This is a genomic window from Streptomyces sp. enrichment culture (assembly GCF_964272895.1).
Lineage (GTDB): Bacteria > Actinomycetota > Actinomycetes > Streptomycetales > Streptomycetaceae > Streptomyces.
Genome location: NZ_OZ186832.1, coordinates 5,848,896 through 5,864,281, shown reverse-complemented (window position 1 = coordinate 5,864,281; position 15,386 = coordinate 5,848,896). Strand labels below are relative to the sequence as shown.

15 protein-coding genes are annotated in these 15,386 nt (G+C 72.9%); 6 read left to right on the top strand and 9 right to left on the bottom strand.

Going from position 1 to position 15,386, the window contains the following annotated elements; all coding sequences use genetic code 11:
* Positions 1-27: 27 nt before the first annotated feature.
* Together ACSU6M_RS26395 and ACSU6M_RS26390 are read right to left on the bottom strand one after the other, a co-directional pair.
* Positions 28-1,833, bottom strand: coding sequence for a S8 family serine peptidase (locus tag ACSU6M_RS26395; RefSeq protein ID WP_437072839.1), 1,806 nt, complete (start codon positions 1,831-1,833; stop codon positions 28-30).
* A 370-nt stretch (positions 1,834-2,203) separates the two neighbouring features.
* Complete coding sequence (locus tag ACSU6M_RS26390) at positions 2,204-2,851, bottom strand: Tat pathway signal sequence domain protein (RefSeq protein WP_437072838.1); 648 nt, start codon at positions 2,849-2,851, stop codon at positions 2,204-2,206.
* 403 nt (positions 2,852-3,254) lie between these two features.
* On the opposite strand from ACSU6M_RS26390, the gene ACSU6M_RS26385 reads away from it, so the two are divergent.
* Both ACSU6M_RS26385 and ACSU6M_RS26380 read left to right on the top strand, forming a co-directional pair.
* Positions 3,255-3,944: a DUF6230 family protein gene (locus ACSU6M_RS26385; protein ID WP_437072836.1), complete on the top strand. Its 690-nt coding sequence runs from the start codon at positions 3,255-3,257 to the stop codon at positions 3,942-3,944.
* Positions 3,944-4,369 (top strand): DUF6114 domain-containing protein, encoded by a 426-nt coding sequence (locus ACSU6M_RS26380; RefSeq protein WP_437072834.1) that lies wholly within the window; start codon positions 3,944-3,946, stop codon positions 4,367-4,369. The genes ACSU6M_RS26385 and ACSU6M_RS26380 overlap by 1 nt, the downstream gene beginning before the upstream one ends.
* 182 nt (positions 4,370-4,551) lie before the next feature.
* On the opposite strand, the gene ACSU6M_RS26375 is transcribed toward ACSU6M_RS26380, so the two are convergent.
* Positions 4,552-5,511, bottom strand: a complete 960-nt coding sequence (locus ACSU6M_RS26375) for an ABC transporter substrate-binding protein (protein ID WP_437072832.1) — start codon at positions 5,509-5,511, stop codon at positions 4,552-4,554.
* Between the two features lie 233 nt (positions 5,512-5,744).
* On the opposite strand from ACSU6M_RS26375, the gene ACSU6M_RS26370 reads away from it, so the two are divergent.
* The 4 genes from ACSU6M_RS26370 to ACSU6M_RS26355 are packed head-to-tail and all read left to right on the top strand — an operon-like array spanning position 5,745 to position 10,024.
* Positions 5,745-8,453 (top strand): ATP-binding protein, encoded by a 2,709-nt coding sequence (locus ACSU6M_RS26370; RefSeq protein ID WP_437072830.1) that lies wholly within the window; start codon positions 5,745-5,747, stop codon positions 8,451-8,453.
* Positions 8,450-8,926 (top strand): roadblock/LC7 domain-containing protein, encoded by a 477-nt coding sequence (locus ACSU6M_RS26365; RefSeq protein ID WP_437072828.1) that lies wholly within the window; start codon positions 8,450-8,452, stop codon positions 8,924-8,926. The genes ACSU6M_RS26370 and ACSU6M_RS26365 overlap by 4 nt, the downstream gene beginning before the upstream one ends.
* A 26-nt stretch (positions 8,927-8,952) precedes the next feature.
* Positions 8,953-9,438 (top strand): DUF742 domain-containing protein, encoded by a 486-nt coding sequence (locus ACSU6M_RS26360; protein ID WP_437072826.1) that lies wholly within the window; start codon positions 8,953-8,955, stop codon positions 9,436-9,438.
* Positions 9,425-10,024 (top strand): GTP-binding protein, encoded by a 600-nt coding sequence (locus ACSU6M_RS26355; RefSeq protein ID WP_437072825.1) that lies wholly within the window; start codon positions 9,425-9,427, stop codon positions 10,022-10,024. The genes ACSU6M_RS26360 and ACSU6M_RS26355 overlap by 14 nt, the downstream gene beginning before the upstream one ends.
* A 31-nt stretch (positions 10,025-10,055) precedes the next feature.
* Here the strand turns inward: ACSU6M_RS26355 and ACSU6M_RS26350 are convergent, their stop codons facing one another.
* From ACSU6M_RS26350 to ACSU6M_RS26325, 6 genes are all read right to left on the bottom strand, one after another.
* The gene (locus ACSU6M_RS26350; protein ID WP_437072824.1) at positions 10,056-10,724 is read right to left on the bottom strand and encodes an ABC transporter permease; all 669 of its coding nucleotides are present in this window, start codon (positions 10,722-10,724) and stop codon (positions 10,056-10,058) included.
* Positions 10,721-11,395 carry an ABC transporter permease gene (locus tag ACSU6M_RS26345; protein ID WP_437072823.1) on the bottom strand — a complete coding sequence of 225 codons (675 nt, stop codon included), beginning with the start codon at positions 11,393-11,395 and terminating at the stop codon, positions 10,721-10,723. The genes ACSU6M_RS26350 and ACSU6M_RS26345 overlap by 4 nt, the downstream gene beginning before the upstream one ends.
* Positions 11,392-12,549, bottom strand: coding sequence for an ABC transporter ATP-binding protein (locus ACSU6M_RS26340; protein WP_437072821.1), 1,158 nt, complete (start codon positions 12,547-12,549; stop codon positions 11,392-11,394). The genes ACSU6M_RS26345 and ACSU6M_RS26340 overlap by 4 nt, the downstream gene beginning before the upstream one ends.
* Before the next feature lie 307 nt (positions 12,550-12,856).
* Positions 12,857-13,264 carry a peptide-methionine (R)-S-oxide reductase MsrB gene (msrB, locus tag ACSU6M_RS26335; protein WP_437072820.1) on the bottom strand — a complete coding sequence of 136 codons (408 nt, stop codon included), beginning with the start codon at positions 13,262-13,264 and terminating at the stop codon, positions 12,857-12,859.
* 41 nt (positions 13,265-13,305) lie between these two features.
* Positions 13,306-14,694 carry a UDP-N-acetylmuramate--L-alanine ligase gene (gene murC, locus ACSU6M_RS26330; RefSeq protein ID WP_437072818.1) on the bottom strand — a complete coding sequence of 463 codons (1,389 nt, stop codon included), beginning with the start codon at positions 14,692-14,694 and terminating at the stop codon, positions 13,306-13,308.
* Positions 14,695-14,840: 146 nt separating this feature from the next.
* Positions 14,841-15,314, bottom strand: a complete 474-nt coding sequence (locus tag ACSU6M_RS26325) for an indole-3-glycerol phosphate synthase (protein ID WP_437072816.1) — start codon at positions 15,312-15,314, stop codon at positions 14,841-14,843.
* Positions 15,315-15,386: the final 72 nt, after the last annotated feature.

Genomic DNA, 15,386 nt, shown 5'->3' with positions numbered 1-15,386 from the left:
CGGCCGGCCCGTCCGCTCCGGGGGACCTCAGAAGGTGAGGTTCCAGCTGTTGAGCGTGCCGCTGTCCGCCGAGTAGACGTCCTGGACGCGCAGCTTCCAGGTGCCGCTCGCGACCTCGGTGGAGGCGTTCACCGTGTAGGTGGTGTTCACGTTGTCCGCGGAGTCCGAGGAGCTGGCGGACTTCAGGCGGTACGCCGACCCGTCCGGGGCGATCAGGTCGATGACCAGGTCACCGCGGTAGGTGTGGGTGATGTTCACCCCGACCTTGAGGGTGGAGGGCGCGTTGCCGGAGATGCCGGAGACGGTGATCGGGGACTCGATCGCCGCGCCGCCGTCCGGGATGGCCACCGCGGAGGTGCTGGAGAAGGTGGTGCCGGGCGTGGTGGTGCCGCCCTTGACCGCCGTCACGGTCTTGGTGGCGTCCGCGAGGCCGGCGCCGCAGCCGCCGGAGCAGGTGCCGGGCAGCGGGCGGGCGTTGCTCTTGATCGCCGACTCGATCTGCGCCGGGGTCAGCGAGGAGTTCGCCGACTTCATCAGCGCGGCCAGGCCCGCGATGTGCGGGGCGGCCATGCTGGTGCCCTGGTAGTACTCGTAGGACTCGGTGGACGGGGCCTTGGCGCCGGAGTTCAGCGTGGACAGGATGCCGTCGCTGGTCACCGAGTTGGTCTCGCCGCCGGGGGCCGCGATGTCGACGACCGTGCCGTAGTTGGAGTAGTAGGCGCGGTTGCCGGCGCGGTCGGTGGAGGCGACGCTGATGACGTTGTTGCAGCTGGCCGGCGAGTAGTTGGCCGCGTTGGCGTTGCTGTTGCCGGCCGCGACGACCACCGTGGTGCCGCGGTTCACGGCGGCGTTGATGGCGTTCTGCGTGGCGGTCGTGCAGGAGCCGCCCCCGCCGAGGCTCATGTTGATGACCTTGGCGACATTGGTGTTGGCGGGCACGCCGGAGACGGTGCCGCCGGACGCCCAGGTGATGGCGTCGATGATGTCGGAGTCGTAGCCGCCGCACTTGCCGAGCACGCGCAGCGGGGAGATCTTCGCGCCGTAGGCGATACCGGCGACGCCCTTGCCGTTGTTGGTGGCGGCGGCGATGGTGCCCGCGACGTGGGTGCCGTGCCACGAGGAGTCGTAGGCCGGGTCGCCCTGCTGGCACTCGTTCGCGGCCGTCCAGTCACCGGGGTCGGACGGGTCGCTGTCGCGGCCGTTGCCGTCGTTGCCGACGGTGGCGTCGGAGATGAAGTCGTAGCCGGCGACCATGTTCGCGGCCAGGTCGCTGTGGGCGACGTAACCGGTGTCGATGACGGCGACGGTGACACCGGTGCCGGTGGCGAGGTCCCAGGCGCCGGGGACGCGCATGCCGGCGGTGGTCTCGAAGAGGTCCCACTGCTTGGTGTACTCGGTGTCGTTGGGGGTGGCCTGCGGCTTGTTCAGGCGGTCCGGCACGACGTAGGCGACCTGCGGGTCGGCCTGGTACTCGGCCATCACGTCGGCGACGTCGGCCTGGGTGAGGTCCTCGCCGAGGTCGACGAGGGCGGCGCCGGTGCCGAGGCGGCGCTGGAAGTCGAGGTCCTCGTTCGCCTCCTTGCCCTTGGCGGCGGCGTCGGCCTCGGCGGCCTTGTTGGAGGTGGCCTCGGCGGCACCGGACTTGTAGCCGACGATCAGGCGCTCGGCGACGGTGCCGGGGGCGGACTCGGTGGCGGCGGCGAGGTCGGCGGAGGGGGCCGGGGAGGAGGTGTCCTGGGCGACGGCGACCGTCGCGGTGGCGGCGGTGAACAGGGCCGCGGTGACGGCGGCGGCGGATATCAGTCTTCGCCGGGTGGGGAGAGAGGTACGCAAGGGCTTGCCTTTCGTAGCCGGCTCCAGGCAGCGCGGAGCGGCGGTTCGAGCGCTTCGTCGTCGAAGCGGAGGGGGGCTGTTCGAAAAGCGTTCGCGTATGGCCGGCCAGGCGCGTTACGCCGACCCGACGTGGGGGTTACCTGTGGGTCGGCTGTGCAGGAACGATAGGGAACGGGACGCGCGTAGGGGTACAGGGGAAACCCTCGATCGGGCCGGAAACCCACCCTTGCCGTCGACCCCTCGACCGGGGATGCCCCCTTTCCTCCGGATCATCCAGGCGCGAGAACACGCCGAGGGGGCCGGATGGCGCCGCCTCTCCGCCGTGCGGCGGCGCCGTCCGGCCCTGGGACCGCTCAGGGCGTGTGCCGGGTCAGTTCACGAAGACCGCCGCACCCCCGCTGGTCACCGGCGCGTACGTGGCGCTGAAGTAGGCGTTGGCGAAGCACAGGGACGAGCCGGAGACCTTGCTGAAGGGCTGGTTGGAGAAGGCGATGCCGTTGTTCGCGTTGCTGGCGGTGCCGGTCAGGCCGGAGCCCTGGTAGACGCAGGTGACGTTGCCCAGCAGGGTGCGCAGCGAGACCGTGGTGCGGATGGTGGAGCCGCTCGGCGGGCTGACCGTGACGACTCCGGCGGAGGTCACGGTCGTGGTGTACGGCAGGTTCTGGACGGTGATGGAGTTGACGCCGGTGACTCCGCTGACGTTGCTGGTGCAGTTCGCGAAGCTGTGTGCGCTGAGGGACTCGGTGGCCGTGCCCGGTGCGGCGGGGTTGTCGGTGACGGTCGCCGAGAACTGCGAGGTGGTGCAGCGCACGCCGCTGGTGCCGGTGGTGCTGGAGTAGAAGGTGGCGGCGGTGCCGGCGGCCAGAGAGGCCGTCACACCGGAACCGGCGGCCACGGGCGTGCCGCCGACCCCTCCGGTCGTGAGGACGGGGGTGGCGGCCGCGCCCGCGGGGGCCGCCGTCGGGAGGGTGAGCGCGGCGACCGCGGCCGCCAGCGTGAGCAGGGTGCGAGTACGCATGAGGGTGCCTCTGCTTCCGAGTCGAGGGTGGCGGCCGTGCCGGTCCGGGTACGCGGCCGTGCCGCGGGAAGGGGCCGGATCCGGCGCCACGGATCCGGGAGAAGCAAGGGAGTTGTAGAGCTGACTGTCCGTCACCGTCAATGGCTCGAACGGAAATTGACTGCTCGTCAACAAAACTGTGGATGCTCCCTTGACCCGCCCTGTAACCGCGGGTAACTTCCCGCATACGGCCACTGCGGCACGCTTGAAAGCCCTTGCGACCACCGGGAGTCGCGAGTGGGCGTACCGCCGTGGCCGCCGTCCGCGCCAGGACACCGCGCCGCACCAACCCCTAGGGGGTCTCCGCACAGTCCCTCGCCGGAGCGGGTGCCCCCTAGCACTCACCCTGCAACCGGGAGCAGCCATGGCCTCGTCCTCGGACCACACCCCGCACCCCGGCACCACCCCCGAACCACCGGAAAGCGATTCCACCGAAACGCCCGCCCAGGCCCCCGTGAGACATGGCCGGGTACGGCTGCGGCGGGCCGCGGTGCTCGCCGTGCCGGCCGTCGCGGCCTTCGCCGGGCTGGCGGTCCTCACCGCCCAGGGCGCGCTGGGCGTGCAGTTCGCCATCTCCGGCATGCCCTTCACCGTCACCGCCAGCGAGCTCGACGGCACCGGCTTCGCGCAGTTCGGCGGCCTGGACCACATGGCGGAGGGCAGCCCCAACGAGGGCGACACCGGCGGCCAGGTGCTGGTCGTCACCTCCGTGATCAAGAACGCCAAGCTGACCGACCTCTGCCAGAGTGTCGACCTCGGCGGCACCAATCTGCTCATCACCGCGGGCAACGGCGGCGAACGGGTCACCGCGACCGATCTGACCACCGACTCCACCCAGCTGTCGGGCGACGCGGGCTTCCGCAACATCGAGATCGGCAACGACGCCAGCACGCTCAACAAGGCCGGACCCAAGGGCCGCGGGCCCATCGGCGTGTTCAGCCAGCAGTCCGACACCGTGCACATCAAGGATCTGCGGCAGACCAACTACGCCACCACGGCGGCGGTGTTCCGGCTGCCCGGCCTCAAGCTCCGCTTCAGCGACTCGGGTTGCTGATGGCCGGGGAGCGCGTGCGCCCGGCGCCCCGTGCCGCCTTCCGCCGCTGGCGCGGCACCCGTCCCTTCTGGGGCGGGCTGCTGCTCGTCCTCGCCGGGGCGGAGATCCTGCTCACCATGAAGGCGTCGCTGAAAGTCGTCCTGCACATCGGCATGCAGGGGCTCGCCGGCTATCTGCTGCCGACGCTGATGGTGCTGTGCGGGCTGCTGCTCCTGTTCAGTCCGGGGCAGCGGCTGTTCTACTCCATCACCGGACTGCTGCTCTCGCTGGGCACCTGGGCCACGTCGAACCTCGGCGGCTTCCTGCTGGGCCTGTTCCTCGGCTGCCTGGGCAGCTGCCTGGCCTTCGGCTGGCTGCCCGACCAGGAGCCGCGGCGCAGCCGCAGACGCCGCCGACGCGAGGCACGGGCGGCCGGGGCGCACTGAGGCGGGGCTGCCGGGGCGAGTAGGGCCGAAGGGCGGACCGCCGGAGCGGGTAAGGCCGCAGGTCGGACCACCGGAGCGGGTAGGGCCGAAGGTCGGACCGCCCGGGCTTACGGCCGTGGGCGGGCGCCGCGGGCCCTGCGGCCGTACGAACCGCCCCGCGGCCCCTTCCGTGCCCGTCCCGCTCAGTCCAGACCGGCCGACTTCAGCCAGGCCCTCGCCACGTCCATCGGGTCCTTGTTCTCCAGCTGCACCTGGGCGTCCAGTTCGAGCAGCGTCTCGGTGTCGAGCTTGGCGGAGACCGCGTCGAGCGCGGCGACGCCCTCCTGCGACAGCCCGCTCTTGTACACCAGCGGGGTGACGTTGGCGAACCCGAAGAGGTTCTTCGGGTCCTTGAGGACGACGAACTTCTCCTTCTTGATCGTCGGGTCGGTGGTGAAGATGTCGGCGGCCTGCACGGTGTTCTTCTTCAGCGCGGCCTGGGTGAGCGGGCCGCCCGCGTCCAGCGCCTTGAAGGACTTGAACTTCAGGCCGTACTCGGACTCCAGTCCGACCAGCCCCTGGTGCCGGGTCTGGAACTCCGGCGAGCCGCCGATGACCAGGTCGGGCGCGATGCCCTTGAGGTCGGCGAGCGTCGAGTTCTCGGTCAGGCCGTACTTCTTCGCCGTCTCGGCGTTGACGGACACCGAGTCCTTGTCCTCCGCCGGGGAGGACTTCAGGATCGTCAGCTTCGGGTCCAGCGCGGCCTTGACCGCCGCGTTCACCGCCTCGGCGGACTTCTGCTCGGCCTTGGGGTCGAGGTAGGCCAGCAGGGAGCCGTTGTACTCGGGCAGCACGGTGATCGTGCCGTTCTTCAGCAGGCCGTACGTGGTCTCCCGGCTGCCGATGTTCGGCTTGTAGGTGACCTCGATGCCCCTGGCTTTCAGGGCCTCGCCGTAGATGTCGGCGAGCAGGATGCTCTCGGCGAAGTTGTTCGAGCCGACGACGACGGAGTCGCCGGCCGCCTCGCCCTCCACGAGCGGGTTGTCGGAGGTGCCGTCGTCCGTGCCGCAGCCCGCGACGAGTGCCGCCAGGGCGACGAGCGCGACGGCGGCGACGCCGGGGCGCCTCGTGCGGGACCAGCTGCTCTTCTCGGTAGAAGTCACGATGTCCGTTCCGGGTTCGGAAGTCGGTGGGCGGGGCCGGGCGTTCGCTGCGCGTGTGCGGGTGCGGGCCACACACACCCGTCGATCCAATCCAGCCGGTTCTCGATCAGTCAAGAGCAGCCTGGTCACCAATTGGCATCGCGCAGTGACAACTTGTGCTTGAGTTGGGCCGTTCAGCCGCCCAAGAGGCGGTAGTCTCCCGGCAGTTGAGACCCGTATCCCAAGGAGTCGCCGTGCCCCCGAACGTGCGGAGCGGCCTGCGCTTCGCCGACCGGTGGCCGCTGCGGCGCAAGCTCGACGTCCTGCTCGGCGTCCCCCTCGGGGTGATCGCGCTGCTGCTGACGTACCTCGTCACCGACCTGCTCCAGGAGTCGCAGCGGGCCCGGTCGGCGGCCGGGCTGGTGCGGGACAGCGCCCAGGTGGCGCGGCTGGTCGACCGGCTGGAGGCCGAACACCAGCAGGCGATCCTGCTGTCGGTACGCCATGAGGCCGCCGAGGGCGTCGCCCGCCCCTCCGCCGGGGCCTACCGCGCCGCCCAGGAGGTCGTGGACCGGCAGATCGGCGCGGTGCGCCGGGCGTTCGGCGACCGTCTGCCGGCCGGCACGGCGCGGGCGCTGCGCGAGGCCGAGGGCCTGGCGGGGCTGCGCGACACCGTCGAGCGGGGCCATCTGCCCGCCGACAACATCGACCCGGCCTACGCCGGTGCCGCCCGCGGACTCATCGACGGACTCGGCCTCAGCGACGACTCCGTGCTCGCCGCCACCCGCACCGGCGCCCTGCTCGACGCACTGCTGCGCGCCGGCGCCGCCCACGCCTCCTTCGAGACCGGCGTCTTCGCCGCGGCCACCCGCGACTCCAACGCGCTGACCCAGCTCCTCGGCGCGGTCGGCTCCTACGAGCTCTACACCGACCAGGCCGGCCGCTTCACCCGGCTCGCCACGGAGGAGCAGGCCGAGCGGCTGCGGGGCATCGAGCACAACCCCGCCCAGGCCGCGATCGCCCTCACCTACGCCGAGCTGCGCATCGACCCGAGCGGACTGCAGGCCGGCTCCCTGGCCGAGGTGCGCGACGCCTTCCGGCGGGCGCTGGCCTCCTACCCCGACTACCGCGACCAGGCCGGCATCCGGCTCGGGGTCACCACCGCGCTGCTCGACGACCTCGCCGACCGGGCCGACTCCGCGGCCGACGACGCCCAGGGGCACGCGGCTCTGCTGCTGAGTCTGGCGGTGCTCGGCTGCCTCGGGTGGCTCGCCCTGTCCGTCGTGGTGCGCCGCTCGGTCGTACGGCCGCTGCGGGCGCTCACCGGGGCCGCGCGCGAGGTCGCCGAGGTCGCCGGGCGGGAGCTGGCGCGGGTGGCGGACGACGACGCCGAGGACGAGGGGCCGCCGAAGCTGCGCGCGCTGCCGGTCACCGCGCGCGACGAGATCGGCGAGCTCGCCGACGCCTTCGACCACGTCCAGACCACCGCGGCCGCGCTCCTGGAACGCCAGGTGCTCAGCCGCCGCAACGTCGCCGAGATGTTCGGCAACGTCGGCCGCCGGGTCAGCAACCTCACCACCCGGCAGCTCGCCCTCATCGACGCCGTCGAGCGCGGCGAGACCGACCCGGCGCTGCTGGAGCACCTCTACCGCATCGACCACATCGCGGTCCGGCTGCGCCGCAACGCCGACAGCCTGATGCTGCTGGCCGGGCTCCGCGAGACGGTCCTGGACGCCGGTCCGACCGCCCTCACCGACGTCGTACGGGCCGCGCTCGGCCAGATCGAGGGCTTTCAGCGCGTCGAGCTGCACGCCGGCACCCGGGCGCCGGTCGCGCCGGACGCGGCGGGCGACCTGACCCTCATGCTGGCCGAACTCCTCGACAACGCGGTGCGGTTCTCGCCCGTGGGCACGCCGGTCGAGGTCACGGTCGCGGCCGGCGAGGACGGGGCGGTGATCACCGTCGCCGATCACGGGTTGGGGCTGGGCGCCGAGCGGCTGGCCGAGGAGAACGCCCGTCTCGTACGGCGTGAGCGGCTGGACCTCGTGCCCACGAAGGTGCTCGGCCTGTTCGTGGTGGGCACGCTGGCCCGCCGCTGGGGCATCGACGTACGGCTCTCCCGCACGCGGGGCGGCGGCGTCACGGCCACGGTCCGCGTCCCGGCGGCTCTGCTGCCGGGGGTGGGGCGTGCGGGGGCGGCGGGTGCGGGGTCCGGGGGTGCCGTCGCGGCTCGGGCTGAGGGCGGGGCCGGAACCAGGGCCGGGGCCGGGACCAGGGCCGTGGCCGGGGAGGCTCGCGGGGCGTCGGCTGCGGAGGCCCGCGGGGCGTCGGCTGCGGAGGTGCCGGGCGCTGTCCGGGACATGCCGCCGGGACAGCGCGGGCACGGTGGGCAGGGCGCGGCCGAGACGACGGCGCCGGGGCCCGCCCCCGCTCGACAGGAGCCGGACCAGGCGCGCACGGCGCCGGAACGGGCCCCGGCCGAGCGCACCGGCGAGGCCACCGACGCCCCCGAGGAGCGGGCCGCCCTCGACGGCACGGCGCCCGCCACGACCGGCGCGGGCGCACGCAACGCCCCGCTCCCCCGCCGCGTCCCCGGCCGTGAGCCCCGTATCGCGGCCGAGGCGGTCCGCATCCCGAGGGCGCGCCCCGAACCGGACCCCGCGCCCGCCCGCCCCCTGCGCCGCCGCGTCCGGGGAGCGACCCTGCGGGCGACCGCGCCGGACGCCGACCGCCCAAACGGTCGCGAGGCCACCCCCGCACGGGACGCGGACGCCGTACGCGACGCACTGGAGGAGTTCGAGGCGGCGGTGGAACGCGCCCACCGCGACAGCGCCGACCCCCGCGGCGACGCCGGCCGGCCCGGCGCCCCGCACCCCGATGACGCCGTACCCCCCAGCACCCCGCGCCGACGTGGCGCGCAGCGAGACGACAACTCCCCGGAACCGGAAGGAGAGCGGCAGTGAGCACGTCGACACAGGGCACCCCGACGGGAGGTGCCGCGTCGGAGGATCTGCGGGCGGCCGCGGCGGACTTCACCTGGCTGCTCAACCGTTTCGCGACGGAGACCGCCGGTGTGGTGGACGCGATCGCCGTGTCCTCCGACGGGCTGCTGATCGCGGTGGCCCAGCTCCGCGAGCGCGCCCACTCCGAGCGGCTCGCGGCGATCGTGTCCGGCCTGACCAGCCTCGCGGCGGGGGCGTCGGGGAACTACGGACTCGGCGCCCTGAACAAGGTCATCATCGATCTGGAGGGCGGCCATGTGCTGGTCTCCGCGATCGGCTCGGGCGCGGTGCTCGGCGTGGTCGCCGACAAGGAGGCCAAACTGGGGAACATCGCCTACGAGATGACCCTGTTCGCCAACCGCGCGGGCGCCGCGCTCAGCCCCGAGCTGGTGCTGGAGCTGAAGAACAGCGTCGGCGTCGCGCAGTCGGGCTGACGGACGGGAAGAGGACGTACCCGCCCATGGCCGCGAACGGCGGCACCGGCCACGAGGTCTCCCCGGGTCAGCCCCGGACGGAACCCGGCGTCGCCGGGCGGCAGCCCCCGGCGGAGGCGGACGGCGCGCCCGTGTCCGCCGCCCCGGCCGTCCGCCCGTTCCTGCTCACCGCGGGCCGCGTGGCGCCGACCGCGACCGGACGGCCGGTCCCCGTCGAGACCCAGCTCGTCGCCACCGTCGAGGGCCTCGCCGCACTCGACCGGCTCGCCTTCGAGCGGCACGACATCGTCGCCGCCTGCCGGCGGCCGCAGTCGATCGCGGAGATCGCGGCCCGGCTGCGGCTGCATCTGAACGTCGTCCGGGTGCTGGCGGAAGACCTGCGTGCGGCCGGGCAGTTGACGGTGCACGTCCCCGACCTGGCCGCCACCCACGACGCGTCCGTCCTGCGCAGGGTCATCGAGGGCCTGCGCGCCATCCCCGACTCCCGAGGGGCACTGCGTGACTCCGACTGAACAGGTCGCCGGGCCCACGGCGGGCCGGACCGCCACGCCGCCGCTGCCGGTGAAGCTGGTCGTCGCGGGCGGCTTCGGCGTGGGCAAGACCACCGCGGTCGGCGCGGTCTCCGAGATCGAGCCGCTGACCACCGAGGCGCCGATCACCGAGGTCGCGGCGGGCGTGGACGACCTCACCCACACCCCGGCCAAGACCACCACCACGGTGGCGATGGACTTCGGCTGCATCACCATCGACCCCACCCTGAAGCTGTATCTGTTCGGCACCCCCGGTCAGGAGCGGTTCGGCTTCATGTGGGACGACATCGTGGCGGGCGCGGTCGGCGCGCTGGTCGTCGTCGACACCCGCCGCCTGGACGACTGCTACGCCGCCGTCGACTACTTCGAGCACCGCGGCATCCCCTTCGCCGTCGCGGTCAACGCCTTCCACGGCCGCGTCGAGCACGGCCTGGACGAGGTCCGCTGGGCCCTCGACGTCTCCGACGGCGTCCCGGTCCTCGTCTTCGACGCCCGCGACCGCGGCTCGGTGCGCGACGCCCTGCTGGCGGTACTGGAAGTGGCCCTCGCCCGGCAGGAGGCCCGCTAGGGGGCGCCCAGCCGATCGGGCCGGGCTCCCCTCAGGCGCTGCGGCGCACTCCGGGTGAGACGACGAACCGGCCCACCGCCCAGAACACGCCGAGGGTGACCAGGGCCAGGCCCGCCACCAGGGTGGCGCCGCCGACGACCTTCTCGTAGTCGCGCTGGTAGAGGCCGTCGATGATGTAGCGGCCGAGGCCGCCGAAGCTGACGTACGCGGCGATGGTCGCGGTGGAGACGATCTGGACGGCGGCCGTGCGCAGGCCGCCGAGGATCAGCGGGAGCGCCTCGGGCAGTTCGACGCGCAGCATGATGTCGCGCTCGCGCATGCCCATGCCGCGGGCGGCGTCGACCGGGGAGGGGTCGACCGAGCGCACGGCCTCGTAGGTGGTGACCAGGATCGGCGGGACGGCGAGGACGACCAGCGGGATCATCACCGGCAGCATGCCGAAGCCGAGCATCATGGTCAGCAGCACCAGCAGGCCGAAGGTGGGCAGGGCCCGCCCGGCGGTGGCGATCAGCGCGAGCGTGGTGCCGCCGCGCCGGTAGTGGCCGGTGACCAGGCCGACCGGCAGGCCGATCAGGGTGGCGATGCCGAGCGCCTGGAGCGTGTACCGGGTGTGCTCGGCCAGGCGCGTGGGGATGCCGTCGTAGCCCTGCCAGTGGGCGCCGTCCGCGAAGAAGGCGCGGGCGAAGTCGAGTACGTTCACCGGGCGTTGTCCTTCACGACGGGCCCGCGGGCACCTCGGGGCATCCACGGGGTCAGCAGGGCGCGTACGCCGACCAGCGCGGCGTCGGCGAGGACGGCGAGCGTGGCCATGGTGAGGACGGCGTTCCAGGCGAGCTCGGGCCGGTTGTAGATGTTCGCGTCGTGCAGCAGGTTGCCGAGGGCGCCCTGGTTGCCGATCAGGGTGCCGACGCTGACCAGGGAGATGCTGGAGACGGTCGCCACCCGCAGCCCGGCGATGATCGCGGGCACCGCGATCGGCAGCTGCACCTGCGCGTAGCGGCGCAGCGGCCCGAAGCCCATCGCCTCGGCCGCGGCCAGCGTCTCCGGCGGCACCGAGCGGACGCCGTCGACGATCGCCGGGACGAGGACGACGAGGGTGTAGACGGTGAGCGGGATCATCACCGTCAGCTCGGTCTGGCCGGTGTAGTCGATGAGCACGACGAAGAAGGCCAGCGAGGGGATGGCGTACAGGACGGTGGTCGCGGCCAGCACCGGCGGGTAGAGCCAGCGCAGTCGCACGCACAGCTGGGCCAGCGGCAGCGCGAGCAGCAGCCCGGCGAGGACCGGCAGCAGGGCCTCGCGCAGATGCAGGCCGATCAGGCCGAACCAGCTGTGCTGGAGGTCGCTGGGGATGTCGAAGAAGCGGTTCATCGGGCGGCCTTGGCGTCGGCGTCGCTGCGGGCGTCCGCGCGGGCCCGGTCCGGTGCGCCGGCCGCGTGGGCGCCGCGGATGGCCTCGCCGATGGCCGTCTGGGAGACCACGCCGACGGCCCGTCCCTCGTCGTCCACGGCGACGGCCCAGCCGGTCGGCGACAGCACGGCGCAGTCGAGGGCGGCGCGCAGGGAGTCCTTGCCGCGGACGAACGGCCGCCCCTGCGGCAGCAGTCGAGCGGTGTCGACGGCGCCGGCGGTCAGGTCGCCCGGTGCGCTCCAGCCGAGCGGGCGGCCGTCGAGGTCGGTGACGAGGAGGTAGGGGGCGTCGGCGCGGGCGGCGAGCTGCTCGGCGGTGGCGTCGACGGCCACGATCGGCGTGGTGAGCAGGTCGAGTCCCGCGGAGCCGAAGAAGGACAGGCGGCGGATGCCGCGGTCGGCGCCGAGGAAGTCCTCCACGAAGGCGTCGGCGGGGTGGGAGAGCAGTTCGGCGGGCGGCGCGAACTGGGCGAGCCGTCCGCCGGTGCGCAGGACGGCGACCATGGTGCCGAGCTTGACGGCCTCGTCGATGTCGTGGGTGACGAAGACGATGGTCTTGCCCAGCTCGTCCTGGAGCCGCAGGAGTTCGTCCTGGAGCTGCTTGCGGACGACGGGGTCGACCGCGGAGAAGGGCTCGTCCATCAGCAGCACGGGCGGGTCGGCGGCCAACGCCCGTGCCACACCGACGCGTTGCTGCTGTCCGCCGGAGAGCTGGTAGGGGTAGCGGCGGGCGAGGGAGGCGTCCAGGCCGACGCGCTCCATCAGTTCGCGGGCGCGGTCGCGGGATCTGGCCCTGCCCCAGCCGAGGAGTCGGGGGACGGTGGCGATGTTGTCGAGGATGGTGCGGTGCTGGAAGAGGCCGGCGTTCTGGATGACGTAACCCATGGACCGGCGAAGGGAGTTGACCTGCTGCTGCCGGATGTCCACCCCGTCGAGCTCGATGGTTCCCTCGGTCGGCTCGATCATCCGGTTGATCATGCGCAGGGTGGTCGTCTTGCCGCAGCCGGAGGGGCCGACCAGGACCGTGATCGAGCGGTCGGGTATCTCCAGGGTGAGGCGGTCGACCGCGACCGTGCCGTCCGGGTATCGCTTGGTGACTGAGTCCATCCGTATCAAGACGCGACACCCTCCAGGGGGTTGGGCTGCGGGCCGTTGCCGGGTGAGTCTAGACGGCCCGGTCCGCGGGACCACGGCGACATCACGCGCGTCCGGGCCGACCCTTCCCACTGCGGATCCGGCTCCGGAGCACCCTCGCCGACGGGGGCGCCCCGCAGGAGCCGCCCCCGCCCGTACCGCCCGTCCCGCCCGTCGGGCCTCGCCCCGCCCGGCCGCCGACGGACCACAGCCCTCACCCGGCCGCCGCCGGACCACAGCCCTCGGCCTCGGCCGCACCGGCCCCCGGCCCCCGGCCGTCGGCCGGACCTCAGCCCTCGTTCGGCCGCAGGCGGAGCGAGATCGAGTTGATGCAGTACCGCTGGTCCGTCGGAGTGGGGTACCCCTCCCCTTCGAACACGTGCCCGAGATGCGACCCGCAGCGGGCGCAGCGCACCTCCGTGCGGACCATCCCGTGCGAGCGGTCCTCGACGAGCTCGACCGCGTCCGTGGAACGCGGGTCGTAGAAGCTCGGCCAGCCGCAGTGCGAGTCGAACTTCGTGTCCGAGGTGAACAGCTCGGCGCCGCAGGCGCGGCAGGAGTAGACGCCCTCGGTCTTGGTGTCGGTGTACTCACCGGTGAACGCGGGCTCGGTGGCGGCCTGCCGCAGGACGGCGTACTCGGCCGGGGTCAGCTCCGCGCGCCACTGCTCGTCCGGCTTCTCGACGTCGTACGACATGAGCCCTCATTCCCTCTCGGGGATCACCCGGATCCCCGAGATCACTGCGACAGACGGTCCAGGATGCGCGGGCCGAGGTCCGTGACGTCGCCCGCGCCCATGGTGAGAACGAGATCACCCGGCTTCGCCATTCCCGCCACGACCTCCGGCACCTCGGCCTTGTCGTGCACGGCGGTGACGTCCGCGCCGGCCGCCCGCGCGGCCTCGATGATCAGCTCGCTGGTGACGCCGGGGATCGGATCCTCGCGGGCCGGGTAGATGTCGAGGACGACGGAGGCGTCGGCGAGGGCCAGGGCCTGGCCCATCTCCTTGCCCAGCTCCTGGGTGCGGGAGAACAGATGGGGCTGGAAGACGACCAGGATGCGCGCCTCGCCGGCCGCCGAGCGCATGGCCTCCAGATCTGCGGTCATCTCGGTCGGGTGGTGGGCGTAGGAGTCGATCACCTGGACGCCGGCCGCCTCGCCCTTGAGCTGCAGGCGCCGCTTGACCCCGGTGTAGGCGGCCAGCGCGGGCGCCAGCTCGGCGGCCGGGATCCCGAGGGCCACGCCCGCCGCGAGGGCGGCGACCGCGTTGTGCGCGTAGTGCCGGCCGGGCACCGACACCGTGAAGGTCAGCTCCTCGCCGTCCAGCAGGACGGTGACCTCGCTCTTCAGCCCCTGCGCTACGACCGACAGCACCCGCACGTCGGCGTCCGCGGCCTCGCCGTAGGTCACCGTCCGCACGGTGCCGGCGACCCGCCGGGTCAGCTCGCGCGCGCCCTCGTGGTCGGCGGAGATCACCAGGGTGCCGCCGGGCACGATCCGACCGGTGAAGGTCTGGAAGGACTCGTAGATCTCGTCCATGGACGCGTAGTTCGCGTGGTGGTCGAGCTCGACGTTGAGGACGATCGCGACCTCGGGCGCGTACTTGTGGAAGCTGCGGTCGCTCTCGTCCGCCTCGGCGACGAAGATCTCGCCCGCGCCGTGCAGCGCGTTGGAGCCGGGCGCGTCCAGGTCGCCGCCGATGGCGTACGACGGCTCGCGGCCCAGCTCGCTCAGCGACACCGCCAGCATCGAGGTGGTGGTCGTCTTGCCGTGGGTGCCCGCGACGGCGATCGGCCGCAGGCCCTCCATCAGCGCCGCCAGCGCGTCGGACCGGTGCACCACCGGAATCCCCAGCTCCGCCGCCCGGGCCAGCTCCGGGTTGTCCGCCCGGATCGCCGAGGACACCACGACACAGCTGGCGTCGTCCGCCAGGTGCCCGGCCGCGTGCCCGATGTGCACGGTCACGCCGAGGGCCCGCAGCGCCTCGGCGGTGGCGGACTCCTTGGCGTCACTGCCCGCGACCCGCGCCCCCCGCTGGGCCAGGATCTTCGCGATCCCGGACATCCCGGCCCCACCGATGCCGATGAAGTGCGGTCGGTCCATGGCGGTAGGGAGGCCGGGAGCCATACGTGATCTCCAAAGATGCGGTGCGTACGAAAATGAGGCGACCCCACCCTATTGCCTAGGGCGACCGCGCCGCCGTAAGGGGCGCGGGGAACCGCGCGACCAGCCACACCGCACCGGCAGCCGGCAACGCACCGCCCCCCGCCCCCCTACGCCTTGCTGTGCGAGAACAGCTTCAGCACCGGCACCCCCACCTTGTGCCGGGCGCGGGAGGCCCAGTCCCGGTGGAAGAACTCCTCCACATAGTGGGGGTCGGTCAGCACGATGACCTCGTCCGCCCCCACCTCCGCGACCAGCCCCTTGAGCGCCTCCAGCGGATGGTCGTCCACCAGCCGCCCCTCCGCCTCGGACCCCGCGGCGCGCAACGCCGCCAGGGACACCTCCAGCGCCTTCTCACCGACGCTCATCGCCACGTCCCCCTCCGGCGTGGAACCCTCCCGCACCGCCTCGTCCAGCTCCCCCAGCGCGATGTCGTCGATGGCACGCAGCAGCCGGTCGGCCTGCTCACCGCGCGGCTGGAGGAGTACGTGGAAGGAGACCTGCTCGTCCCCGTGCAAGGTCGTGACGAACTCCACGTCGGCGGACGTCAGGGCCTTCTCGATCATCAAAACGCTTGTGAACACCAGCGCCCCTTCTTGTACGAGGACCCGTGGGCCCTCCGTCCTGCGTGGGCCGTTCCAGGCCCTGCGGAAACC

Bases quoted from the DNA above. Each gene is read 5' to 3' on its own strand.
- ACSU6M_RS26390 (WP_437072838.1), bottom strand. From the start codon at position 2,851: ATGCGTACTCGCACCCTGCTCACGCTGGCGGCCGCGGTCGCCGCGCTC.
- ACSU6M_RS26385 (WP_437072836.1), top strand. From the start codon at position 3,255: ATGGCCTCGTCCTCGGACCACACCCCGCACCCCGGCACCACCCCCGAA.
- ACSU6M_RS26380 (WP_437072834.1), top strand. From the start codon at position 3,944: ATGGCCGGGGAGCGCGTGCGCCCGGCGCCCCGTGCCGCCTTCCGCCGC.
- ACSU6M_RS26360 (WP_437072826.1), top strand. From the start codon at position 8,953: ATGGCCGCGAACGGCGGCACCGGCCACGAGGTCTCCCCGGGTCAGCCC.
- ACSU6M_RS26345 (WP_437072823.1), bottom strand. From the start codon at position 11,395: ATGAACCGCTTCTTCGACATCCCCAGCGACCTCCAGCACAGCTGGTTC.
- msrB (WP_437072820.1), bottom strand. From the start codon at position 13,264: ATGTCGTACGACGTCGAGAAGCCGGACGAGCAGTGGCGCGCGGAGCTG.
- murC (WP_437072818.1), bottom strand. From the start codon at position 14,694: ATGGCTCCCGGCCTCCCTACCGCCATGGACCGACCGCACTTCATCGGC.